The organism is uncultured Agrobacterium sp. (assembly GCA_913777615.1).
Taxonomy (GTDB): Bacteria; Pseudomonadota; Alphaproteobacteria; order Rhizobiales; family Rhizobiaceae; genus Agrobacterium.
On the sequence record CAJYTK010000017.1, the window covers coordinates 95607 to 119057 of the forward strand.

Below are 23451 nucleotides of genomic sequence, written 5' to 3' on the forward strand. Positions count from 1 at the left end.
GAAGATGCTATTGACACATATATGCTATAAGCACATAAAATGCCATATAACGCGAGGCATTTTCATGGACATGTCGGTGAACCCTGCGGCTCCTCTCGTCACGGACCCGCGCCGCAGGATTGTAGTTTTCCTTTTTCTGATGCTGGCCATGTTCATGGCGACGCTGGACAATCAAATTGTTTCCACGGCGCTGCCGACGATTGTCGGTGAGTTTGGCGCACTGGAGCGGTTTGGCTGGGTGGGGTCCGCCTATCTCCTTGCAACCAGCGCCGTCATGCCGGTCTATGGCAAGCTTGGAGACCTCTTCGGTCGCAAGTATGTAATGATCTCCGCTGTCGTCATCTTCACGGTTGGCTCACTGGTCTGTGGCCTTGCATGGTCGATGAACTCGCTGATCGCCGCCCGCGTTCTCCAGGGGCTCGGTGGCGGCGGCATCATGGTGTCCATCTTCTCCGTCAATGCCGATCTTTTTGCCCCGCGTGAAAGGGCTCGCTACCAGAGCTATTCCAGTCTCGTCATCATGGCGTCGGGCAGTGTCGGCCCCATCCTCGGCGGCACGATGAGCGATCTCTTCGGCTGGCGTTCCATCTTCCTCATCAATCTGCCGATTGGCATCATCGTCGTTCTGGGGCTCGCATTCCTTCTGCCCTATCGGCGACCGGACCGTCAGCCCAAGATCGACTATATCGGCGCCATTCTTCTCGCTGCCGCCATTTCCAGTGTCGTGCTCTGGGCCGACAGTGCCGAGCTTTTCGGATCGTTGATCGCCTGGCAAAGCCTTGCCATCATTGCCTTCGCGGCGGTCTGCGCCTTCTTCTGGGTGCAGGTGGAGAAGCGGGCGCCTGAGCCGGTCGTGCCTTTGCGTCTCTTCAAGAATTCGACATTTCCGCTGCTGATGATCATTTCACTGGTCAGCGGTGGTCTCGGCATCGGCATGGTCAACTATTATGCGCTCTTCCTGCAAACCACGACCGGGCTTTCTCCTTCGCAGGCCGGTCTTTTCTTCATCGCCGTGACAGGCGGCATCGTCATGGGTTCGCTGACGGCAGGCAGGTTGATCTCGAAGACGGGCAGCTACAAGCCCTTTTCCGTGATCAGTCTATCGATTGCGGTGGTGGCGATGCTCTCGCTGTCGCAGGTCCATGCCGGCACACCCCTGGCGATTATCGCAGGACTGATGCTGTTGCAGGGACTTGGTGTCGGCCTTGGGCAGCAGGCGCCGATCATCGGAGTGCAGAATTCTGCCTCCAGGGCGGATGTGGGTGCCGCAAGCGGGGCTGTTTCTCTCACACGCATGGGCGGTGCAGCGCTCGCAATCTCGATCTACGGTGCGGTTATTTCCTCCAGTCTGAATAGCCCGAGTATCGATATCCCAGGTGTTGGGCGGATACAGGAGCTGACGCCGAAGATGTTGGCGGAACTGCCAGCGGACTCTCAGCATGCGGTCGCTGATCTCTATGCAGCCGCATTCACACCGCTCTTTCTTGCTGCTGCCGCAACAGCCTTCATCGGTCTGATCGCGGCTGTGATGCTGAAGAATATCCGCCTGCCGGTCGCCACAGAAAAGCCCACGCTGCAAGAATGAGGGCCGTGCCCGCGGAACGCTTTGCTTTGTCAAATTCGGGACCGCAGGGGGGCTCGACTGCATAATCGGTTTCGAACGCTTTTTTGCACAAAGGCTGAGACCCGATGGCGCGCGCATTTGCTGCTCTTAGGCGATCGTCGAAATGAACCTTATTCCCGACCGTTCGTTTTCATTGCGCGCATCACATCATTGGCAATCCCGACCGATCCCTACGCTCATGAAACCAGAAAAGCTACTTAATCCGACGCCGAAAGGGCTTTACTGTCCAGTGGGTGATTTTTACATCGACCCTGTCAGGCCGGTGCACAAAGCGCTCATCACCCATGGTCATTCGGATCATGCGCGGGCGGGACATGAAAAAGTGTTGGCCACCCGCCAGACACTGGACATCATGCGTCTGCGTTACGGTGAGGATTTCACCTTTAGCGAGCAAGCGATTGCGTTCGGCCAGACGATCGAAGTCAATGGCGTTACAGTAGGCTTCCACCCTGCCGGTCACGTGCTCGGCTCGGCCCAGATCTCTATCGAATATAACGGTACTCGTATTGTCGCATCGGGCGATTATAAGCGCGGTGTCGACCCTACCTGTGCGCCGTTCGAGCCGGTCGCCTGCGATGTTTTCATTACCGAGGCAACCTTCGGGCTTCCGGTGTTCCATCACCCGGCGCCGAGCCGCGAAATCGCCAAACTGCTCACGTCGATCCGTCAGTTTCCGGAGCGGACTCATCTTGTCGGTGCCTATTCTTTAGGTAAGGCGCAGCGTGTTCTCCGGCTACTACGTGACAACGGTTATGCCGGACCTGTCTACATCCATGGTGCTCTTGCCAAGCTCTGCGATTATTACGTCTCGCAAGGCATCGATCTTGGCGACCTGCGTCCTGCCACCCTAGAGAAAAGCAATCCGACTCAATTTAAAGGCGCAATCGTGGTCGGCCCGCCATCAGCATTTCAAGATCGCTGGGCAAGGCGTTTTAACGAGCCTCTGATCGCTTTTGCCTCAGGCTGGATGATGGTGCGTCAACGCGCCAAGCAGGGAGGAGTTGAACTCCCTCTCGTGATATCGGATCACTGCGACTGGCCCGAACTGTTGGAAACCATCAAGGAAGTAGCGCCGTCTGAAGTATGGGTGACGCACGGTCGCGAGGAAGCGCTGGTACGCTGGTGCGAGCTTCAGGGAATTCCGGCTCGACCGCTTCATCTCGTCGGTTATGAAGATGAGGGAGATTAAGCGTGAAAGCCTTTGCGACCCTTCTCGACCGGCTTGTTCTGACCCCGTCCAGAAACGGTAAATTGAAGCTCCTGACCGATTACTTTCGCGACACGCCAGATCCCGATCGTGGATATGGGCTTGCAGCGATCGCGGGGACGCTGGACCTGAAGAGCGTCAAGCCCGCCATGCTGCGCGAACTCGTGCTGGAACGAATGGACGAGGTGCTGTTTCGCTATTCCTATGATTATGTCGGCGACCTGGCGGAAACGATATCGCTGGTCTGGGACACCAGCCAGAGTACCGATCAACCCAAGCCCGATGACCCGGGCCTTGGAGAAGTCGTGGCGCAGATCAATGCGCTCGCAAAGACGCAAGTGCGCGCAGCGGTGCGCGATCTCCTTGATCGGCTGGACACATCCTCCCGCTTCGCTTTCTTGAAGCTGGTGACCGGCGGCCTGCGGATCGGGGTTTCCGCTCGGCTTGCGCGACAGGCGCTGGCGGATTTTGCGGGCAAGGATATCACGGAAATCGAAACCCTGTGGCACGGCCTGACAACGCCGTACGAGCCGCTCTTCGCGTGGCTGGAGGGGAAAACAGAGCGTCCGCTTCTTGCAACGCCCGCCATTTTCCATTCGGTCATGTTATCGACGCCCGTTGGCGACAACGACCTGACCAATCTGGATCCCAAGGACTTCGTTGCCGAATGGAAGTGGGATGGCATCCGCGTCCAGCTGTCTCGCTCGGGCGATATCCGAAAGCTCTATTCGCGCTCGGGCGACGATATTTCCGGTGCATTCCCGGACATATTGGAGGCTGCCAATTTCGATGGAGTCATCGATGGTGAACTTCTGATTGGCGGTACCGCGCGATCCAACAGCGCCACCAGAACCTTTTCCGATCTGCAGCAAAGGCTCAACCGCAAGACGGTGACGGGTCGAATGATGGAAGATTATCCTGCCTTCATCCGCGCCTATGATCTCTTGTTCAAGGGTGAGGATGATATTCGCGGTCAGACATACCTGGAGCGACGCAAATATTTGACTGATCTGATCGAGGCTGCACCGCATGACCGCTTCGATCTTTCGCCGCTCGTTGGCTTCTCCAATTGGCAGGAACTGAACGATCTGCGAAAGGCCCCGCCCGATCCGGTGATAGAAGGCGTGATGATCAAGCGCAAGGATAGCGTCTATCAGGCGGGTCGCGCCAAGGGTCCGTGGTTCAAATGGAAGCGAGACCCGTTCAATATAGACGCGGTGATGATGTATGCCCAGCGCGGTCATGGAAAGCGTTCGAGCTATTATTCAGACTTCACCTTCGGTGTCTGGGCAGATGGCGAGGATGGCGAACAGTTGGTGCCCGTGGGTAAGGCCTACTTCGGCTTCACCGACGCCGAACTTGAGGTACTGGACAAGTTCGTGCGCGACAACACCGTGGAACGCTTTGGTCCTGTCAGGGCAGTACGCGCAACGCCCTCATTCGGCTTTGTGCTCGAGGTCGCATTCGAGGGCATAAATCGTTCAGCCCGCCACAAATCCGGCGTGGCGATGCGCTTTCCAAGAATTGCTCGTTTGCGGGCCGACAAACCTCCTTCAGAGGCAGACCGGCTATCCACATTGATGGCTATGGTGGATAAGCGAGAAGGTTCGGCATAAATTCATGCATGAAAACAAAACATTGAGTAGACAAGCAGATCGTGCAGTGGTGAACTTGAGCCGTGCAACGCTGATCGGATTTTAGAAAATGACAGACAAGCGCATCGACAAGCCTTTTTCCTTTTCTCCAACCCGGCGTTCGTTGCTTGCGGGAACGTTCGGACTGAGCGCAGCAGCGTTCCTGCCCAAAGGCGCGCATTCCGAGGTAGATCAGCCCCCCGTCCTGCCGCTGGAGCGTGAGGATTACGCCAAGGCCCGAGAAAGATTTCACACACATCTTTTGCGAAAAATGCCTGCGCCCGAAAAGTCCGAGCCGCTCGGCACGCCGCCCGGAGCGCGTCGCGTGACATATCCCGGCGGGCCAAATGGTTCCATCGAGCTGGTTGCGTGGCTGTCGGAATACACGCCTTCAAAGACGCTAAAACCCGCTGTTCTGTTTCTGCACGGCGGCAATGCGACCGGAGACGGTCACTGGGCGTTGATGAAGCCATTCTGGCAGGCAGGCTTCGTGGTGCTGCTGCCCTCTTTTCGCGGTGAAAACGGCCAGCAGGGCAATTATTCGGGTTTCTATGATGAAACGTCGGACGCTTTGTCCGCTGCGGCCTATCTGGAAAATCTACCCGGGATCGACAAAGACCGGTTCTTCCTTGCTGGCCACTCAAATGGTGGCACGCTGTCTCTCCTAGCTGCCATGACGCGAAAGTTTCGCGCAGCCGTTCCCATCTCCGCTGGCGTCAATTCATGGCGTTACTTCAACCGCTACGCCGATGAGCTCTGCTTTGACGAGACCGATCCGCAGGAATTTATCATGCGCTCCTCTGTCTGTTTCGGTCATAGTCTAAAATGCCCGACATTGATGTTGCGCGGAACGCAAGAGCGGCCGTTCGATGCCGATCACGAGCTTCTCATGTCGCGTGCGACGTCTGTTGGCACGAAGATCGATCACCAGCTTTTGCCGGGCACGCATAATGGTGTCGTTCCGCATGCGGTCGATGAAAGCATCAAATTCTTCAATGCCTTCACCTGAGAAGTCAGCTGGCGTTTACACGGGCTCTCATATCCCGTTGGTAGAAACGGGCCTGGCCTCGGTTATCCAGCCTCGCGCCAGCCGCGCGAGTCATTGTGCCGCAAGTGATTTATCTCTGAAGCGGTTCGATGATTGTATTTGCCCTGAAGACCATGCGTCGATTTGCCTGTGTGTTGCTGGCAGCGCCCTTGCTGTCCGGCTGCCTTTTCATCACCGACACCAGTCGCATGAATGCCGACGTGTTCGTGCGCGAAACAGCACCCGTCTTCAATTACAATAATGTCGGATCGATTCCACGCGACCCGTTGCCGCCCACACCCGGCTCTATCAACAGCCGTCCTCCGGATCTCTTCCGCTCGCAGTTCCAGCAACTTTACGGCCCGCCGACCACAGCGCGCCCCGGGCCGGCACTTTCTCCTGCCTACCGTGATCGCACGCTTGGATACGGCATTCCTGTTTCCAATCCGCTCCATCGCGCCATGTATGACGTGCTATCGGATGAAGGGCACACGCTTCCCGCAATTCCCTACAGCCGGATCGATCCGCGTTTCCTTCGCCAGGAAGTGGGTTATCAGACGGCGGAAGCGCCCGGCACTATCGTCGTGGATACCAAGCAGCATTTCCTCTATCTGGTGCAGCCGGGCGGCAAGGCCGTTCGCTACGGTGTTGGTCTGGGGCGTTCCGGTTACGCATGGGCCGGGCGGGGAACCATTCAATGGAAGGCCAAGTGGCCACGCTGGACGCCGCCTGACGAGATGGTCCAGCGACAACCTGAGCTGGCGTCTATCTCAGCGGCGAGGGGCGGCATGATTCCAGGGCTGAACAACCCGCTCGGTGCGCGGGCTCTTTACATTTTCAAGGACGGCAAAGACACGCTTTACCGTGTGCATGGAACGCCGGACTGGCAGTCCGTCGGCAAGGCGACCTCGTCGGGTTGCGTCAGAATGCTCAATCAGGATGTGATCGATCTTTACGATCGCGTGCCACAGGGCGCACCGATTGTGGTTATCTGAACACGTCAGCCGACGAAAGCATGAGACCGCGCCAAATGTTGCACGTCTGCAACTGGCTTTCAGTATGTCTTAACCACTATAGCAATAGCTGATCTATCGTGGAACAAATGACGTACGGCGAGATTGAACGGCAGGTTCTGAGCGCTTCTGCACAGTGCCTTCCCATTCGCCTCCGATGTGAGAAAACCGGACTTATGATGAGCACCGACACAGATCTTTCAAGACGGACTTTCCTTTCCCTTCTGGGCCTTTCTTCCGCGTCGCTGCTGGCGGGTTGTGCATCATCCGGTGTCGCGCCCTACGACAGCACGCAGCCGCTTGGTTTCGCCGGCGGCGTGGCGAATGATTTTCGCCAGATGTTCTCGTCCGGTATTTCCGACGCCGAGCTCGCTGTCATGTACGGCACGGTGGAAGATGGCGGTTTCGTCATCCCCGCAATACCCTATCAGAAGATCGATCGCCGTTATTATCGCCAGCGTGTCGTGGATCCGACCGGGGAGCGCCCGGGCACGGTGGTTGTCGACACCCGTTCGCGCTTCCTCTACGTGGTGGAACCGGGCGGCTCGGCCATGCGCTACGGCGTCGGCATTGGCCGCGAAGGTTTTGCCTGGTCGGGCGAGGGCGTTATCCAGTGGCGCCAGAAATGGCCCAAGTGGACGCCACCAGACGAAATGGTCGCGCGTCAGCCCGAACTGGTCAAATACTCTGCCAAGAATGGCGGCATGCAGCCGGGCCTGAAGAACCCGCTAGGTGCTCGCGCGCTCTACATCTTCCAGAACGGCAAGGATACGCTTTACCGTCTGCACGGTTCGCCGGAGTGGAATTCCATCGGCAAGGCGGTTTCTTCCGGCTGTGTTCGCCTGATGAACCAGGACATTATCGACCTTTATGACCGTGTGCCGAACAAGGCGCGCGTTGTCGTCTGGCAGTAACCTGCATCATTTTACCGATCTATCACCCTCCTTCGCATCGGAGGGTGATAAATTGACAGACGGGCATCGTTGCCGCGCCGGCCGTCAATGATCTCTAGGCACCTCTACATATATAATAGACCGGAATAGCGGGCTGCCCGTCATGCCCGCGATAGATTGAGTTTTAAAGAATTCAATCGATCCCGAATCTGCCCGAGCTCTTCAAGGCTGCACCCGGTGGCTTTGCCAATGGAGCGCATTACGTGAACAGCCTTTTTCTTCATGTCGGCCCCCGCTGGAGTCAGGCTGATCACCACTTGACGCTCATCCTGCTTGCCGCGCTTGCGCGTGATCAGTCCTGCCTGTTCCAGCCTCTTCAAAAGAGGCGAGAGCGTACCTGAATCGAGACCCAGCATTTCGCCCAGCGCCTTGACGGTCGCATTGTCCTCTTCCCAAAGTGCCATCATTACCAGATACTGCGGATATGTGAGTCCGAGCGGCTCCAGTAGCGGCTTGTAAGCCCGCGTAAATGCATGGGCTGCGCCGTAAAGCGCGAAACATATCTGCACGTCCAGCCTTAAAAGGCCTTCCATCGTCCCGTCGTCCATTCGCGTGAGCTCCAGAATGCGCTGTTAAGCGCTTATCCTCTGCTTGAGAAATCTTCGCCGGAAGCCGTCTCCACAGTGAGGGATGCAAACATTGCAGCGATCCGCGGGATTGATCGCTACGGTTTGGTCCATTCTGCGAAGCTGTGCTCCGGCGAAACAATTCCGCTTGGGAGGGAAGCGCTCTAGGGAACATTTTATCCCGTCACTCGGTTCCTGCTGCATGCGAAGGCCGAGTAATCTTCTTAACCTTATCGCAGACCATAAAAATTTTTTCAATGCGCAAAATTATATTGCGCGCAATTGACTTGAGCGCTACAAGAAGTCCAACTCAAACGAAGGGAGTACATGGCATGCCCATTCTTTACACGACCAAGGCAACGGCGACCGGTGGTGGACGCGAAGGCAATTCCAAGACTGAAGACGGTGTTCTCGACGTCACCTTGACCGTTCCGAAAGAACTCGGTGGCAATGGCGCACACGGCACCAACCCAGAGCAGCTTTTCGCGACTGGTTACTCTGCTTGCTTCCTCGGCGCGTTGCGCGTCGTGGCCGGCAAGGAAAAGGTGAAGATCCCAGATGACACCACAGTGACGGCGAGCGTTGGCGTGGGTCCGCGCGAAGACGGCGGTGGCTTCGGCATCGACGTGTCGCTCAAGGTCAATATTCCAGGCCTCGACAAGGCAACGGCCGAAGACCTGGTGAAAAAGGCGCACATCGTTTGCCCTTATTCCCACGCCCTGCGCACCTCTACGGAAGTCCCGGTTTCCGTGGAATAAGTCTTCCTCGACGGTACTCGTCGAGACATTATCTTTCCCGAAGCGGCCGGTTGTTAAAACCGGCCGTTTTTTTTGAAAAGCACTGCGCGCTACGTTTGGGCGTTTGATTATCGCTTGAAGTCGGTTCATTCTGATTTCAGGATGGCGTAGATCAAACCGTAACCCCATACGCCGTTGAAGCGATCATTCTACAAGAGATGGGCTTCTTTGCGCATCTTCAACCGCTCGACCACATCGACAGAGCCGCGATTGAGCGCATCCAGCCGTGCAAAAATCCGCTGAAAGCCGAGCTCGACAAAATCAAGCTCGATCGTGGCGCGTGCAGCTTCGGTGGCAATGCCTTTGCCTCTGAACGCTGGATTGAAGATACAGCCCACCTCTGCCTGTAAAGCATCCGCGCTTGCGATTTTCAGCAGAACCTCTCCCAGCAGTACCCGATCCCCTCTCCGCACAACCGCCAAGCGCGAAAGATCGCCATCCTTATCAATAGAAGCTGAAAACGTGCTATCGAACTGTGTTCTCAGCGCGTCGCCTGAGGGCGGCTCTGCGTAAAGAAATCAGCAGACCTCGTCGGTGCCATGATAGGCGACACAGGCGTTGAAATCGATTGGAGCGAACCGGCGCAGGACAAGGCGTTCGGTCTCCACCGGCAGAAATTGCATGCTCTCATATGTCTCCCTGGAGTTATTGCGCTCCGGGGGTTATCTCGTTGCCAGCGAGAACCGACGCAAGTGATTGCGCATTGAGGCAGCCGTGTGAACAGGGGAGGGCGGCGCGCTATCGTCGCAGACTTCCCAGAATGCCGCGAACGAGCGCGCGCCCGACGGACGTTGCCACGGAGCGAGCTGCGCTCTTCATGGCAGCTTCGATAACCGTTTCGCGCTGATATCCGCTGGAGCGTCGTGCGCCGGTCGTTGAGGCTTGCTTCGGTTCTTCGTCGCCGAAGCCCGGCAGCTTCCAGCGGCCAGCCGCGCTGTCGGGCTGCTGGCTTGCCTGCTCCTCCGCTGCTCGCTTTGCGGCTTCGGCCTCTGCGGTCTTACGGGCTCGCTCTCCCAGAATCTCGAATGCGGATTCGCGGTCGATGTCCTGATCGTAGACGCCAGCAACCGGGCTGGAGGCCATGATGCTGCGGCGCTCGTCGTCGCTGACCGGGCCGACGCGCCCTGATGGGGGACGCACCAGCGTGCGTTCGACGATGGAGGGTGCGCCCTTGTCTTCCAAGGTTGACACCAGCGCCTCGCCCGTGCCAAGCGTGGTGATTGCTTCGGCCGTGCTGAAGGCCGGATTCTGACGGAAGGTATCGGCTGCGGTTTTCACCGCCTTCTGCTCCCGCGGCGTATAGGCGCGAAGCGCGTGCTGCACACGATTGCCGAGCTGTGCGAGAACCGTTTCCGGCACGTCGAGCGGGTTCTGAGTGACGAAATAGACACCTACCCCCTTGGAGCGGATGAGGCGAACGACCTGCTCGACACGTTCGACGAGCACCTTCGGCGCATCGTTGAACAGAAGATGCGCCTCGTCGAAGAAAAAGACGAGCTTCGGCTTTGCCGGATCGCCCACTTCGGGCAGTTCTTCGAAGAGTTCGGAGAGCATCCACAGAAGGAAGGTGCCGTAGAGGCGCGGGTTCATCATCAACTTGTCGGCAGCCAGCACGGAAATGACGCCGCGCCCGTCGCTTGTCGTGCGCATGATATCGGAAATTTTCAGCGCGGTCTCACCGAAGAAATGCTCCGCACCCTGTTGCTCCAGCACCAGAAGACCGCGCTGCAAAGATCCAACGGAGGACTTGGAGATAAGGCCGAACTGGCTGGAGAGCTCGCTTGCATGCTCGCCCATATAGTTCAGCAGCGATTGCAGGTCCTTCAGATCGAGCAGCGGCAGGCCGCCCTGATCGGCGATTTTGAAGGCGATGTTCAGAACGCCCTCCTGCGCTTCGGAGGCATCCATGAGCCGGGCGAGCAGAAGCGGTCCCATTTCGGCAATGGTGGCGCGAACGCGGTGGCCTTTCTCGCCGTAAAGGTCCCAGAAGATCACCGGGAACTGTTCAAAGGATAGGTCTGAGAAACCGATCTGCTCGGCGCGCTTGGTCACCCAGTCCTTGGCTTCGCCCGGCTTGGCGATGCCAGAAAGGTCGCCCTTGATATCGGCGCAGAAAACCGGAACACCCGCCTTTGCAAAGCCTTCTGCCAGCACCTGCAGCGATACTGTCTTGCCTGTACCCGTCGCCCCGGTGATCAGCCCGTGGCGGTTGCCAAACCGAAGGTCGAGATATTCGCCCTTGTTGAGGCTGTCGTCCGGGTTGCGGCTCGTGCCGATGTAAAGCTTGCCGTCCTGCAGCATCTGGCGTTCCTTCCCAACTATCGGGCAGCGGTGCCCAATTTCGATTTCCTCTTCATACTTATAGGAACTGTTTTTACCCTCAACAACTGTTTGATAAGCTTGAAAAGAGCGTATCGAAAAACCTTTGATGGACTGACCCTGGCGGCCTTGAGTCTCGGTTTCAATTGTTTTACGTTGACGTGAACGTAATTTCGCATTCAGGAGGAAATTTATGAGCGAAATCGTAACTCAGATCGCGGATAGAGTGGGCATTGCGCCGGACAAGGCGGAAAAGGCTCTCGGCATGATGCTTGGTTTCCTCCAGCGCGAGGCTGATGACGCGGCTGTCGCCAAGATGATCGAAGCGATCCCAGGCGCGCCGGAGCTCGTCGCCCGTTACAACGGCGAAGGCCAGGGTGGCGGTGGCCTTCTTGGTGGTCTGATGAGCGCAATCGGCGGCGGTGGTATCATGGGGCTAGGCCAGCAACTGATGAGCCAGGGTCTCGGCATGGGCGAAATTTCCGCTCTTGCAAAGACGACCATCTCGATTGCTCGCCAGCATGCAGGCGATGAAGTCGTGGACAAGGTGATTGCTTCGGTACCGGGCCTCAGCCAGTTCGCCTGATCGCATCATTCGTTATGTAAGGCGCGGAGTCTGCTCTTCAAAGGCTCTCCGCGCCTTCTCTATGTCTGCATGGTGCGTCTCTGCCCAAATCCATACGCCGCAAAAAGCGCTGCCGAGTGTCTTGCCGAGATGAGTGAGGCTATAATCCACATGCGGCGGAATGACCGGATGAATGATGCGCGTCACCAGCCCGTCGCATTCCATCTGCCGTAGCGTTTTGGTCAGCATCTTCTGACTGATATTGCCGACAACCTTTCCGATTTGCGTGAAGCGCAGGGTGCCATGCTCTTCCAAGGCTTCAAGGATCAGCATCGTCCACTTGTCCGCCACCTTCGCGATGATGTCCTGAACCAGCGCTTCGATAACCGGATCGGTCTGATCCGGTGGCGGATCGAGACGCTTCTGCTCAATGGCGGGATCTGCCAGATGCCTTTTCATACAGACACTCTCTTTCGAGTAAGTATAAATCTTTCGGGTGCCTACTTTCTATAGGAGAGCAGCATATCTAGGTTGAGTCCATCCAACAAGAGAGGACAGCCAAGATGAAAATGACAGGAAACACCATTCTCATTACCGGCGGCGGCTCCGGTATCGGTCGTGCGCTCGCAGAAGCTTTTCACGCGCTCGGCAACAAGGTCATCATCTCAGGTCGCCGGCATTCGTCACTGGATGACGTGACAGCCGCCAATCCCGGCATGGTTTCCGTGGTGCTGGATGCAACGAAGGCGGATGGCATCCGCAGCTTTGCCGACACGCTGATCCGGAAACATCCGGACCTCAATGTCGTCATCAACAATGCCGGTATCATGAAGAACGAAGACATTACTGCGGCGCCCGATTATCTGGACATTGCCGAGGAAACCATTGCCACCAACCTTCTGGGCCCGATCCGTCTGACGGCGGCGCTCCTTCCGCATTTCCTGCGAAAGCCTCACGCCGCTGTTATCACCGTCTCTTCGGGCCTAGCCTTTGTACCCATGGTGGCGACACCGACATACAGCGCGACGAAATCTGCCATCCATGCATATTCCATGGCTCTGCGGGAGCAATTGAAAAATACATCGGTCGAGGTCATCGAAATTGCTCCACCCTACGTTCAGACTACGCTTCAAGGTGAGAAACAGGCCACCGACGAACGCGCCATGCCGCTCGATGAGTTCGTCGCGGAGGTGATGGGAATCCTGACTAGCAGGCCTGATGAAAAGGAAGTGATCGTGGAACGCTGCAAACCATTGCGTTTTGCAGCCGAGAACGGCAATTTCGATCAGGTTTTCGGCATGGTGAACAGCCTGCATTCTTGATGTTCAGCGATCGTGGCTGGCCTGCGCGTTGCGGCTTCGACCAGGCAGCAGGTCACTTCGCGACCGGCTGTCCTGGTGTGGCTGCGCCGTAGTCTCGGCGCAGCCTCCGTTGTACTCGGCCCGAAGCGGCCTTTGTGTAGCACTGAAAAGGCTCAGTTATCCCAGTCGGGTGCGAGATGGCCAGGATTGACGATGCGGCCGTCCTTTTTCGCGAGCGCGAAAATTGCCTTCATCTCGTCCTCCGAAAGCTCGAAGTCGAAGATATCGAAGTTTTCGGGGAGGCGGCTTTCCGTTGCAGTCTTGGAAAGAGCGATCACATCGGGCTGCTGGACCGCCCAGCGCAGCGCGATTTGCGCTGCGGTCTTGCCGTGCTTTGCGCCGATGTCGCGCAACGCCTCGTCTTTCGGCACCTTGCCATCGGCCATCAGATAGTAAGCGGTAATCGAGATGCCATGCTTGCGGGCAGCCTCGATCACCTTGGTCTGATCGAGATAGGGGTGATACTCGATCTGGTTATTGGCGATGGGCGCTTCAGACAGGCGCACCGATTCATCCATCAGTGCCACGTTGAAGTTGGAGACCCCGATATTGCGGACTTTGCCCGCCTTGTGCAGTTCGTTCAACGCGCCGATCCGTTCGGCAAGCGGCACATCGCTTTTCGGCCAGTGCAGAAGAAGAAGGTCAACATAATCCGTTTTCAACTTCGTCAGGCTCTCATCCACGGAGCGGATGAAGTCGTCGTGCCTGTACTGATCTACCCACACCTTGGTGGTCAGAAAGATGTCGCCGCGCTCGATGCCGGACTTTGCGATGGCATCGCCGACAGCCGCCTCGTTCTTGTAGACCTGCGCCGTGTCCACGTGGCGGAAGCCGAGTTTCAGCGCCTGCGGCAAGATGCGGTGCACATCCTCTTCCGGCATGCGGAAGGTGCCGAAGCCGAGAGCTGGAATATTTGCGCCATTGGCGTTTACTGTCTTCATGTTATGTCTCCATTTGCGGATTGTGGTCCCGCTTGGACGCGGGACAGGAAGGTCGTTAGCCTAAGTCTTAAAGGGCGGGTTTGGTTCAAACGGGCTGCACGCGATCTGCCCGCTTTCGGTCGAGGCTTGCACTGATGAGCGTAAGCACGAGCGCAGACGAGACCAGCATCGCACCGACCCATGGCGTTGCGCCAAGTCCGAATGGAGAAGCGACGACCATGCCGCCGATCCAGGCGCCGACGGCGATGCCGAGATTGAAGGCCGCGATATTAAGTGCAGAGGCCACGTCGATGGCGTTCGGACGAAAACGCTTGGCAAGTTGCACCACGTAGAGCTGAAGGCCGGGAACGTTGGCAAAGGACAGAAACCCCAAGGCAACGAGCGTAAGAAGTGCGGCAGGTGCGGAGGTGGCGGTAAAGGTGAAGAGCGCTAGAACAAGTGCCTGAAGCCCGAAGAGCCAGCCAAGCGCTTTTACCGGATCGCGGTCGGCAATTCGTCCGCCTGCGAGATTGCCCGCCGCGATCGCGAGACCGTAAAGCACCAGGACAAGACTGACGGTGCTTTCGGCAAAGCCTGTCAGTTCCTGAAGGATGGAGGCAAGGAAGGTGAATGTGACGAATGTACCGCCATAACCAAGTGCCGTCATGGCGAAGGCAAGCAGCAACCGCCCCGAGCCGAGAACGCGCAATTGCTCCATCAGACTTGCTGCCGGTGCTTTTTGAAGTGTTGATGGCAACAGTGCCGCAATGCCGATAAAGGCGACAATCCCGAGTGCTGCAACCGCAAAGAACGTGGCGCGCCAGCCGAAAATCTGACCGATCAGCGTGCCCAGCGGCACGCCGGTCACGATGGCGACGGTCAGCCCCATGAACATCATGGCGATGGCCGACGCCCTTCTATCTTCCGGCACAAGCCCAGCGGCAATGGTCGCGCCGACGGAAAAGAACACGCCGTGGGCAAAGGCGGAGATGACGCGTGCCACTAGCAGCATCTCGTAGCTGGGGCTCAGTGCCGCAGCGCTATTGCCGAGAATGAAAAGGCCCATCAGTCCAAGCAGAAGCGGCTTGCGTTCGATGCGGCCGGTCAACGCCGTCAGAACGGGCGCGCCGAAGGTTACACCCAGCGCATAGACGGACACGATGAGCCCGGCGAGCGGCAATGTAATGTGAAGATCGTTAGCGACGGTGGGGAGAAGACCCACGATGACGAATTCCGTAGTGCCAATAGCATATGCAGCAATCGTCAGGGCAAAAAGAGCAAGGGGCATGGGGTGTGCCTTTCAGGCCTGTCATAGCAGGCAATCTCGATGGGTTTGAGGTTCGAGGCTGAATATCGGCGCAAGGTACTTGTTTGATAATACCGATTAATCGATAATCATTTTTGAATTGAAATCATAGGCGAGCTGATGGATAACCGCGCGGGCGAGATGGAGGTTTTTGTACTGGCTGCGGAGTTGAAAAGCTTCTCTGGCGCTGGACGACGGTTGAAGCTCTCGCCCTCTGCCGTCAGCAAGCTCGTGTCACGGGTGGAAGAGCGGCTGGGAACGCGCCTTCTCGTCCGTTCCACCCGGACGCTGGAACTCACACCCGAGGGCGAGATTTATCTTCGCCGCGCCCGGCGTATTCTGAAAGAGATCGACGAGACGGAGGAACTGGTCGCTGGCGGGCGTGAAGAGGCGAGAGGCTTGCTGCGCGTCAATTCCTCGGTCGGCTTTGGCGAGCGATGCATTCTTCCGCTCCTCGGCGAGTTTGCCGACCGTCACCCGAAAGTTCGACTCGATCTCACACTGACAGATGGCGTGATCGATCTCATCGGCGAGCGCACCGATATTGCGATTCGCGTTGGCCCTATGAGGGACTCGTCACTCATGGCGCGGCGCCTTTTCTCCAGCCGGCGCGTGATCGTGGCGTCGCCGGATTATCTGAGCCGGCAAGGTGTCCCGAAGGCGCCGGACGACCTTGATCATCACAACTGCATCGGCTTTAACTTTCGTCGCAGCCTCGATGAATGGCCATTCCGCGACCCTGACACGCAGGTCACCTATACCAAGGCAATAAGTGGCAATATCCTCGTGTCGAGCGGCTCCATCAAGCGGCAACTATGTCTGCTCGGCGTCGGCATAGGCCGTATAGGGGAATTCCACGTTCGCCCGGACATCGAGGCCGGACGGCTTGTGCCGATCCTAGAGGACTATAACGGTGGCGACATGGAACTCGTCCATGCCGTTTATGCCGGACACGAGCATCTGGCGGCCCGTATCCGTGCTTTCATAGACTTCCTTGTCGAGCGGATCGAAACGAATTGATCACCGCACGAGGCGTGCATTCAAACCGAAAGAACGGCACCGCGCTCTCATGGTCTTGGTCAGCCGGAGAGGCGAGGAGAGGTCACGACACGTTTGAACAAGGCTGACATTGCGTCGGCAATACCCTGCGTCGGGCTGACTTCGAAGAAGAGACCGGGCGAAGCGCAATCCTGCATGCGTCCCGAGATTTCCGATTGGAACGGGCTGATCCATTGATTGTACCAGCCATCCGTCGGCAGCGGAAGATAGGTCGTATAAAGTACAGCAATGCGGTAACCTTGCGACTTCAGAGCGCTGCACAGCTTTGTATCGATTGGCTCCTGGCAACGTCCACCCGTGGTTCGCTTAGTACAAATCGTTGGCTTGTAGCTGTCGCCAACGCCATCGGAAACGAAAAAGAGAACCTTCTCCGGTGTCACCGCGCTGTTGCCATCGCCTTGAAGGCCCATTTTGCTACCAATTTGCGTCATTGCACGATCGAAGTCTGTTTGCTGGTCGTTATCGTAGCCCTGCTTGGGGATGGACATGAGGTCGATTTTGCTCGCGCTGCTCTTTGCGAGCGCCAGATCCGCCGTTAGAGGCACCACCTCCAACAGCTTCGTGTCCTCGGCCTTTTCGCCAAAAGTATAGACCGCCATTCTGTATTGGTTGGGCACCAGCCGCATATCCGCTGCTGTGTCCATCAGAGCAACGGTTGCCTTGCTCACGACGTCAATGCGTGTCGTCACTCCCAGCTTCTTGGCTAGGTTGTAGTAACTATTGGCGCCTGCCGACACATCATGACATGCAAAGGCACACTGATCTCGCGTGTTCGCCACCAGTGTGGCGACATCTCTAGGCGTCGCGCCCACACCCATCGATGGCGTATTGTCTAGAAGAAGATAGAAGTTGGTATATCGCTCGGTCACGTACTTGCCCGTCGCTTTACCGCTGACGGTGAAGAACTCCATGTTCAAAAGTTGTGACAGTGTGGTGTTCACCGTGGCTTTGTATTCCACGTAAGACTCGACTTCGTTACCGGTCTTGTTGACTTTCAAGGCTATGTTGGTAACGACGAAGTCGTCTCCATGATCGGCCGAAGCCTTGTTGAAGAAATCCATCGAGACGTTGCCTTGAGCGATGATCGGCCCGTCTCCGCTCATTTTTCGAGCCTCGATGACATAGGGGGAATTTTTGGCAATGGCGGCAAGGGCCGTGGCATCGGCAGCTTTTTGCAGATCTTCCTTGACCACGAGGGCTTGGCTGATGTCTAACGCGACTCCGGCCGCGCCGAAAAGTGGCACCGCCAGTAGAGCCGTCATGATGGCGAAATTGCCATTCCTGTCACGCCATATATTGCGCATATGAGCCTCTTGAAATAAAAGCGAGCCCGTTTGACTTATTGATACTGGAAATAACTGCCGCTAAATGAATAAAAAACGGTTTTGAACGCCGTAAAAATTTTACTCGACCAATAAAAATCGCCGTTTAGATTTGATATTTGTTTGTTTTGCTGGGCGGCGAGCAAATGATGTCAGTGTGGCCGGAGAAATCATTGTCACGTTCGCAACGTCTACTTGATCTCCTTCAATTGCTGCGTAGCCGTCGTGGACCGATTGGCGGTGCGGAACTGGCGTCAGCCACCGGGGTGAGCCTGCGCACGCTCTACCGCGATATCGCCACGCTTCAGGCGCAGGGTGCGAATATCGAAGGAGAGGCCGGTGTCGGTTATGTGTTGAGACCTGGCTATCTACTTCCGCCGCTGATGTTTTCCGAAGCGGAGATCGAGGCGCTGGTTTTGGGCTCTCGGTGGGTGGCAGGCAGGGCAGATGGTGCTTTGGCGGAGGCGGCCCGAGCCGGGCTCTCCAAGATCGCCGCGGTCCTGCCAAAAGCCCTGGCAGAAGAGCTGGACAACTCCACGCTTCTTGTCGGGCCCGGTAAGGTCATCGATATGCCGCATGTCGATCTCGGTACGATTAGAAATGCCATTCGCAGCCAGACGAAGATGGAAATCGATTACGCCGATGAACAGGGACGCAGCAGCCGCCGGATTATCTGGCCCTTCGCATTGGCCTTTTTCGATCAGGTGCGGGTGTTGCTGGCATGGTGCGAACTCCGGCAGGATTATCGCAGTTTCCGTGCGGACCGCATCTTGTCTTTTACCTCGACCGAGACGCGTTATTCAAAGCGTCGCGAGGCACTGCTGAGCGGTTGGCGAAAGATGATGACGGCGCGGCAGGAGCTGCTGACAGAAACTGACACTGTGCTTCGCTAAGGTCTTTCCATCAACAAAGGAGACCGATCGTGGAACATCCGAACTTCATCATTCTTTTCGCCAAAGATCCCCGCCAGAGCGCTGCTTTCTATGGCAATCTGCTTGACGCAGAACCTGTCGAACTCTCGGACACATTTGCTTTATTCAATCTGAAAAGCGGCATGCGGCTTGGGCTGTGGTCTCGCCACAGCGTCGCGCCGCCGCTATCGTCCGACGGCAGCGCTGTCGAAATTGCCTTTGTTCTACACTCGGACGATGCTGTGGATGTATGTCATGTTGAGTGGAAGAGCAAAGGGCTGACAATTCTCCAAGAGCCAACAGTGATGGATTTTGGCCGCACGTTTCTGGCGGCGGATCCGGATGGCTATCGTCTGCGTGTCTACGCCTTCCACGGCTGAAGCTTAATCGTGCTCGGATGGCCAGGCATCGCCACGGTGCCTGGTCATCGATGATCAGGATCTGACCGCGACGATGAACAATCGCGGAAAGCGCAGGAGGCGTCTCCCATCCGCAAGAGGCGGGTAGGCAGCGTCGATCCGCTGCTGGTAATCCTTTAGAAAAGCGTCCTGATGTTCAGCGCCGGCCGTTGCCAGATAAGGGCGAAGGCCCGTACCTTTCACCCACTCGACGATGGCGCTGGCATCGGCCATGGGGTGATTGTAAATACTGTGCCACACATCGACACGGAGCGCTTTCGGCGCCAGCCGATCGATGTAGTCGGCGGGAGAAGGCAGAGGCTGGCGGCGCAGTTGCCGCCCCTCGAAGTTCACGCTCCATGGGCCGGAGCGGCTCGTTTCCTCCATCAGCAAATGGCCGGGCTCATTAAGGTTGTCCGGCATCTGGATGGCGAGGACCCCTCCGGGGTTGAGGTGATCCATCAGCCGTTCGAGAAGGTCGATATGGTTCGGCAGCCATTGGAACACAGCGTTGGCGTAGAGCAGATCGGCAGGTTCGTCCGGAAGCCAGGATGAAAGATCAGCTTGAACGAATTGCGTCATCGGCAGCCTGACCGCTGCTTCTTCCAGCATGTTGTCGTCGCTATCGACCCCCGTGATGACGTTGACGCCGTAGCGCTCCGTCAGGAGCTGTGTCGAGTTGCCTGGGCCGCAACCAAGGTCGAAGCCCGTCATCACGCGCTCCAGTGGAACCTGCGCCAGAAGGTCACGCGCCGGTCGCGTCCGCTCGTCTTCGAATTTCAGATATTGCTGTGCCGACCATGCCATTCCGTCTCTCCCTGCGCTCGTATGATACCGAAGATGACACAGCGTTCTTGCAACCGCCAGATCAACGCGATCGGAGCGTCAACGCCCAGACCAAGCTCTTGGCTGCACGCAACAAATGCACATTTCACTACAATACTCGGGCAATAATCCTTCCTTTTGCGTTTTGTCGGGAATTTCACCTTGACCTCATAGCCGCACGGGCATTCATTCCGACGCATTCAAGAAGGAGAATGCCATGTCCGTCGATACCGCACCCCGTTCCACCACCTGGACCCATGTCGATGGTCAATGGCTTCCTGGCAATCCTCCGCTCATCGGACCGACCTCGCATGCCATGTGGCTTGCTTCTACCGTCTTCGATGGAGCGCGCTGGTTCGACGGAGTGGCGCCGGACCTTGATCTGCATTGCCAGCGTGTCAACCGCTCCGCCGTCAATATGGGCATGAAGCCGACCATGACTGCGGAAGAAATCGAGCAGTTGGCGCTGGAAGGCGTGAAGAAGTTCGACGGCAATATGGCGATTTACATCAAGCCGATGTACTGGGCGGAGCATGGCATGCGCGGCTCCGTCGTGGCGCCCGATGCCGAGTCTACTCGCTTTGCCCTATGCTTGTTCGAGGCGCCGATGGATGCCGGCGTGCCGCTGACGCTCACGGTTTCGCCGCTTCGTCGCCCTTCGCCGGAAACCGCGATGACCGACGCAAAGGCTGGAAGCCTCTATCCCAACAGCGGTCGCGCCATCATCGAAGCCCGTTCGCGCGGTTTCGACAACGCTCTGATGCGCGACATGAACGGCAATGTCGCCGAGTCTGCGTCCTCCAACGTGTTCATGGTGAAAGACGGCATTGTCTACACGCCGATGCCGAACCGCACATTCTTGGCGGGCATCACCCGCTCACGCGTGATGACGCTGTTGCGTCAGGCCGGTTTCGACGTGCGTGAGGCGACACTTTCAGTCGAAGACTTCCGCAACGCGGACGAAATTTTCTGCTCCGGCAACTATTCAAAGGTTTCCCCGGTCATCAAGCTGGATGACCGCGAACTCCAGGCGGGCCCCGTGGCTCGCAAAGCTCTCGACCTTTACCTGGACTGGGCGAAATCCACCGTTTCGGCGGAGTGAGGATATGGCGTGAACCCTCCCTGTGGACGTAGGTAAATTCGACGTCGCAGGGAGTTCTATTCGCCCTTTGCCTGCACCAGTTCTCGACGTGCCACCTCGACGACCGAATCCGTCAAGGGCTTCAGCCGATCCGCAGCGAGTCTATTGACCTGCCAGAACAGCGGCACATCGAGCGGTGTGCCGGGCTTGAGCTCTACCAATCGTCCGCTCGCCAGATGCTCTCGCACCAGAAGGTCCGGGTTCATGCCCCAGCCCATGCCCAACAAGGCTGCATCGACGAAGCTTTGGGTGGAGGGAAGCCAGTGGGTTGGGTAGGCAATCGCCGCGCCAAAAATCTGGCCGATCCATTGCTGCTGAAGCCGATCTTTCTGGTTGAAGGTGAGGGCAGGTGCTTGTGCAAGTCCGGCTTCAGTCACGCTGTTGGGAAAATACTGGTCGACAAACGCTGCGCTCGCTGTTGCGTGATACCGCAGAAAGCCGAGCGGCGTGACGCGGCAGCCTTGGACCGGCTTCTCCAGACTCGTCACTGCCGCGAGCACGCGTCCGCGCTGTAGCCACTCGGCCGTGTGGTCCTGATCGTCCACTGCCACATTCAGGAGGAAGCCAGACTGGCGAGTGAAAGCGGAAACCGCCTTCAGGAACCAAGTACCGAGACTATCGGCATTGGTGGCGATATGGAGCGTTACCCGGCTGCTGGGTTCATCCGAAGAGAGGAGCGCGGGAAGCTGGCTGAAAAGCTCCGACTCCAGCATCCCCACATGCTCCATGTGGCGGCAGACCCACGCACCTTTCTCGGTGGCGGTACAGGGATTTCCACGCAGGATGAGGACGGCGCCCAGCCGCTCTTCCAGTTGCTTAACCCGCTGAGAGATGGCCGATGGCGTGACGTGCAAGGCGAGTGCCGCCTTTTCGAAGCTGCCGGTCTGCACCACCATTGCCACTGCGCGAAGCGATGCATAGTCCATAGATTTAGTCCTGCTTAATCGAAGTAAGTATCTTTAACTGTATTAATGGTGTTCCGCCAACTATTCGATGCTGAGGCACAAGGGGCATCGCATGGATTTTTCGGTTTATTTCACAGGCTTCACCATGGGGCTGACGTTGATCATGGCCATCGGTGCGCAGAATGCTTTCGTACTGCGTCAGGGGCTTAGAGGTGATCATATCTTCGCCGTCTGCCTGGCCTGCGCGCTTTCGGATGCGATCCTGATTACCGTCGGCGTCACAGCGTTCCGGAAGATCGCCACGGTCATGCCTGCAATCGAGCCCGCCATGCGCTATGCGGGTGCCGCGTTTCTGGTGTGGTATGGCGCAAAAAGCCTGCAATCGGCGCTTCGCTCTTCGGCGGTTTTGGCCGCTGCGTCCGGCACCGTCACTCCTTTCGCGCCAACGCTTCTGACCTGTCTCGCACTGACATGGCTGAACCCGCATGTCTATCTCGATACGGTCGTTCTTCTCGGCACGATCTCGACGCAGTTTCCCGGCAAGGAAGCGGTCTTCGGAGCCGGTGCGGCGACGGCGTCGGGCGTGTTTTTCTTCTCGCTTGGCTATGGTGCGCGCTGGTTGCGACCCGTTTTTGCCAATCCATTCGCTTGGCGCATTCTGGAAGGTATCATCGCGCTGGTCATGTGGCTAATTGCGCTTACGCTTCTGACTGGCGGTTAAGCGCAGCGACCAGGGCGCGGAGCGGCGCACTCATGTGCTTATCGCGCCTGAGTGCCAGCACGAGGGCACGATCCAGCTTCGGCACAAGCGATCGTATTTGCAGTTTGCTCCGCTCGACGTCACCAACGGCCATTGCAGGCACAATGGCGACGCCAAGACCGGCTTCCACCAGCGTCTTCAGCGCCTCGACACTTCCCAGCTCCATGATGGGCTGAACTCGTCCACCTCTCTCTTTCAGCCACCCGTCCACGATCTTCCGGGTATTGCCGCCTTGATAAAGCAGCAGCGGCTGAGCGCAGAGATAGTCTGGATCTAGGACTTGAGGAATGTCTGACGCGTCATGCGGAAAAATTGCGAGCAACTCCTCCTGGTGGACCTTGCGCAGATCGAGGCTGCGACCGGTGACGGGGAGCGTGACGATCGCGGCGTCGATTTCGTTGTTTTCGAGAAGGCGAACGACATCCGGCGTATTGCCGGTTTCCACCCTAATTTCGATGCCAGGCATTCGATAGCGCATCTCGCGCAATATTGCCGGCATAAAGTAGATCAAGGCCGTTGCGCCGGTGCCGATGCGCAAACGGCCGCTCTGGCCACCTCGATGCGGCGCGACTGTGTCGATGGCCTGAGATACCTCGTCGGATATGCGTCTTGCATGAACCAGTAGATCACGGCCTGCGGGCGTTGGCTGCGCTTTGCGTCCAACACGCTCAATGAGTCGAACGCCGAGTTGCTTTTCAAGCGATCGAATGTGGAGGCTGATGGCGGGCTGGGTCAGCCTTGCCTTCTCGGCCGCGGCGGAGAAGCTTCCAAGATCGGAAACATCGATGAAACTCTTCAACTGTCGGAGGTCCAAATCCATGACAAAAAAATCCTTATG

At 57.5% G+C, this 23451-nt stretch carries 23 protein-coding genes and 2 pseudogenes; 15 read left to right on the forward strand and 10 right to left on the reverse strand.

Annotated features, from left to right (window positions below):
• Positions 1-64 precede the first annotated feature (64 nt).
• The 6 genes from QZ862_RS15005 (at position 65) to QZ862_RS15030 (ending at position 7419) form a co-directional block, all read left to right on the forward strand.
• Positions 65-1585 carry an MDR family MFS transporter gene (locus QZ862_RS15005; protein WP_296100774.1) on the forward strand — a complete coding sequence of 507 codons (1521 nt, stop codon included), beginning with the start codon at positions 65-67 and terminating at the stop codon, positions 1583-1585.
• Between the two features lie 217 nt (positions 1586-1802).
• A complete protein-coding gene (locus QZ862_RS15010; RefSeq protein ID WP_296101017.1) occupies positions 1803-2813 on the forward strand; it encodes a ligase-associated DNA damage response exonuclease in 1011 nt (336 codons plus the stop codon).
• Positions 2814-2815: 2 nt separating this feature from the next.
• The gene (locus tag QZ862_RS15015) at positions 2816-4447 is read left to right on the forward strand and encodes a cisplatin damage response ATP-dependent DNA ligase (RefSeq protein WP_296100775.1); all 1632 of its coding nucleotides are present in this window, start codon (positions 2816-2818) and stop codon (positions 4445-4447) included.
• A gap of 88 nt (positions 4448-4535) precedes the next feature.
• Complete coding sequence (locus QZ862_RS15020; protein WP_296017210.1) at positions 4536-5474, forward strand: alpha/beta fold hydrolase; 939 nt, start codon at positions 4536-4538, stop codon at positions 5472-5474.
• A gap of 128 nt (positions 5475-5602) precedes the next feature.
• On the forward strand, positions 5603-6487 hold the full coding sequence (locus QZ862_RS15025; RefSeq protein WP_296100777.1) for a L,D-transpeptidase: 885 nt from the start codon (positions 5603-5605) through the stop codon (positions 6485-6487).
• Between the two features lie 197 nt (positions 6488-6684).
• Positions 6685-7419, forward strand: a complete 735-nt coding sequence (locus tag QZ862_RS15030; RefSeq protein ID WP_296017206.1) for a L,D-transpeptidase — start codon at positions 6685-6687, stop codon at positions 7417-7419.
• Positions 7420-7559: 140 nt separating this feature from the next.
• Here the strand turns inward: QZ862_RS15030 and QZ862_RS15035 are convergent, their stop codons facing one another.
• Positions 7560-8006: a MarR family transcriptional regulator gene (locus QZ862_RS15035; RefSeq protein WP_296100778.1), complete on the reverse strand. Its 447-nt coding sequence runs from the start codon at positions 8004-8006 to the stop codon at positions 7560-7562.
• A gap of 350 nt (positions 8007-8356) precedes the next feature.
• On the opposite strand from QZ862_RS15035, the gene QZ862_RS15040 reads away from it, so the two are divergent.
• On the forward strand, positions 8357-8782 hold the full coding sequence (locus tag QZ862_RS15040) for an organic hydroperoxide resistance protein (protein ID WP_296017204.1): 426 nt from the start codon (positions 8357-8359) through the stop codon (positions 8780-8782).
• A gap of 188 nt (positions 8783-8970) precedes the next feature.
• Here the strand turns inward: QZ862_RS15040 and QZ862_RS21350 are convergent.
• Positions 8971-9312, reverse strand: a pseudogene (locus tag QZ862_RS21350) (GNAT family N-acetyltransferase); the annotation flags it as partial.
• Positions 9313-9559: 247 nt separating this feature from the next.
• Positions 9560-11122 (reverse strand): helicase HerA-like C-terminal domain-containing protein, encoded by a 1563-nt coding sequence (locus QZ862_RS15050; RefSeq protein ID WP_296100780.1) that lies wholly within the window; start codon positions 11120-11122, stop codon positions 9560-9562.
• Between the two features lie 211 nt (positions 11123-11333).
• Here QZ862_RS15050 and QZ862_RS15055 point away from each other — a divergent pair, with 211 nt between their 5' ends.
• Positions 11334-11726, forward strand: a complete 393-nt coding sequence (locus tag QZ862_RS15055) for a hypothetical protein (RefSeq protein ID WP_296100781.1) — start codon at positions 11334-11336, stop codon at positions 11724-11726.
• Positions 11727-11738: 12 nt separating this feature from the next.
• Here QZ862_RS15055 and QZ862_RS15060 read toward each other — a convergent pair whose 3' ends face one another.
• Positions 11739-12164: a helix-turn-helix domain-containing protein gene (locus QZ862_RS15060; RefSeq protein ID WP_296100783.1), complete on the reverse strand. Its 426-nt coding sequence runs from the start codon at positions 12162-12164 to the stop codon at positions 11739-11741.
• 104 nt (positions 12165-12268) lie between these two features.
• Here QZ862_RS15060 and QZ862_RS15065 point away from each other — a divergent pair, with 104 nt between their 5' ends.
• Complete coding sequence (locus QZ862_RS15065; RefSeq protein WP_296100785.1) at positions 12269-13027, forward strand: SDR family oxidoreductase; 759 nt, start codon at positions 12269-12271, stop codon at positions 13025-13027.
• Between the two features lie 30 nt (positions 13028-13057).
• A pseudogene (locus QZ862_RS21355) lies at positions 13058-13177 on the forward strand (LysE family translocator); the annotation flags it as partial.
• Between the two features lie 2 nt (positions 13178-13179).
• On the opposite strand, the gene QZ862_RS15070 reads toward QZ862_RS21355, so the two are convergent.
• Positions 13180-14007, reverse strand: coding sequence for an aldo/keto reductase (locus QZ862_RS15070; protein ID WP_296073753.1), 828 nt, complete (start codon positions 14005-14007; stop codon positions 13180-13182).
• 85 nt (positions 14008-14092) lie between these two features.
• Complete coding sequence (locus QZ862_RS15075; protein WP_296100786.1) at positions 14093-15274, reverse strand: MFS transporter; 1182 nt, start codon at positions 15272-15274, stop codon at positions 14093-14095.
• A gap of 138 nt (positions 15275-15412) precedes the next feature.
• On the opposite strand from QZ862_RS15075, the gene QZ862_RS15080 reads away from it, so the two are divergent.
• Positions 15413-16312 carry a LysR family transcriptional regulator gene (locus QZ862_RS15080; RefSeq protein WP_296073758.1) on the forward strand — a complete coding sequence of 300 codons (900 nt, stop codon included), beginning with the start codon at positions 15413-15415 and terminating at the stop codon, positions 16310-16312.
• Between the two features lie 59 nt (positions 16313-16371).
• Here the strand turns inward: QZ862_RS15080 and QZ862_RS15085 are convergent, their stop codons facing one another.
• A complete protein-coding gene (locus QZ862_RS15085) occupies positions 16372-17655 on the reverse strand; it encodes a TadE/TadG family type IV pilus assembly protein (protein WP_296100787.1) in 1284 nt (427 codons plus the stop codon).
• 191 nt (positions 17656-17846) lie between these two features.
• Between QZ862_RS15085 and QZ862_RS15090 the strand changes: the two genes are divergently transcribed.
• Positions 17847-18566 (forward strand): YafY family protein, encoded by a 720-nt coding sequence (locus tag QZ862_RS15090; protein ID WP_296100788.1) that lies wholly within the window; start codon positions 17847-17849, stop codon positions 18564-18566.
• Positions 18567-18595: 29 nt separating this feature from the next.
• Positions 18596-18964, forward strand: coding sequence for a VOC family protein (locus QZ862_RS15095; RefSeq protein ID WP_296073762.1), 369 nt, complete (start codon positions 18596-18598; stop codon positions 18962-18964).
• 54 nt (positions 18965-19018) lie between these two features.
• Here QZ862_RS15095 and tam read toward each other — a convergent pair whose 3' ends face one another.
• A complete protein-coding gene (tam, locus tag QZ862_RS15100; protein ID WP_296100790.1) occupies positions 19019-19789 on the reverse strand; it encodes a trans-aconitate 2-methyltransferase in 771 nt (256 codons plus the stop codon).
• A gap of 235 nt (positions 19790-20024) precedes the next feature.
• On the opposite strand from tam, the gene QZ862_RS15105 reads away from it, so the two are divergent.
• Complete coding sequence (locus QZ862_RS15105) at positions 20025-20909, forward strand: branched-chain amino acid aminotransferase (RefSeq protein ID WP_296100791.1); 885 nt, start codon at positions 20025-20027, stop codon at positions 20907-20909.
• A 56-nt stretch (positions 20910-20965) separates the two neighbouring features.
• Here the strand turns inward: QZ862_RS15105 and QZ862_RS15110 are convergent, their stop codons facing one another.
• Entirely contained in the window at positions 20966-21874 is a 909-nt protein-coding gene (locus QZ862_RS15110) for a LysR family transcriptional regulator ArgP (protein WP_296100792.1), read from the reverse strand.
• 91 nt (positions 21875-21965) lie between these two features.
• On the opposite strand from QZ862_RS15110, the gene QZ862_RS15115 reads away from it, so the two are divergent.
• A complete protein-coding gene (locus QZ862_RS15115) occupies positions 21966-22574 on the forward strand; it encodes a LysE/ArgO family amino acid transporter (RefSeq protein WP_296100793.1) in 609 nt (202 codons plus the stop codon).
• On the opposite strand, the gene QZ862_RS15120 is transcribed toward QZ862_RS15115, so the two are convergent.
• On the reverse strand, positions 22552-23433 hold the full coding sequence (locus QZ862_RS15120; RefSeq protein WP_296100795.1) for a LysR family transcriptional regulator: 882 nt from the start codon (positions 23431-23433) through the stop codon (positions 22552-22554). The two genes, QZ862_RS15115 and QZ862_RS15120, sit on opposite strands and share 23 nt — an antisense overlap.
• Positions 23434-23451 lie beyond the last annotated feature (18 nt).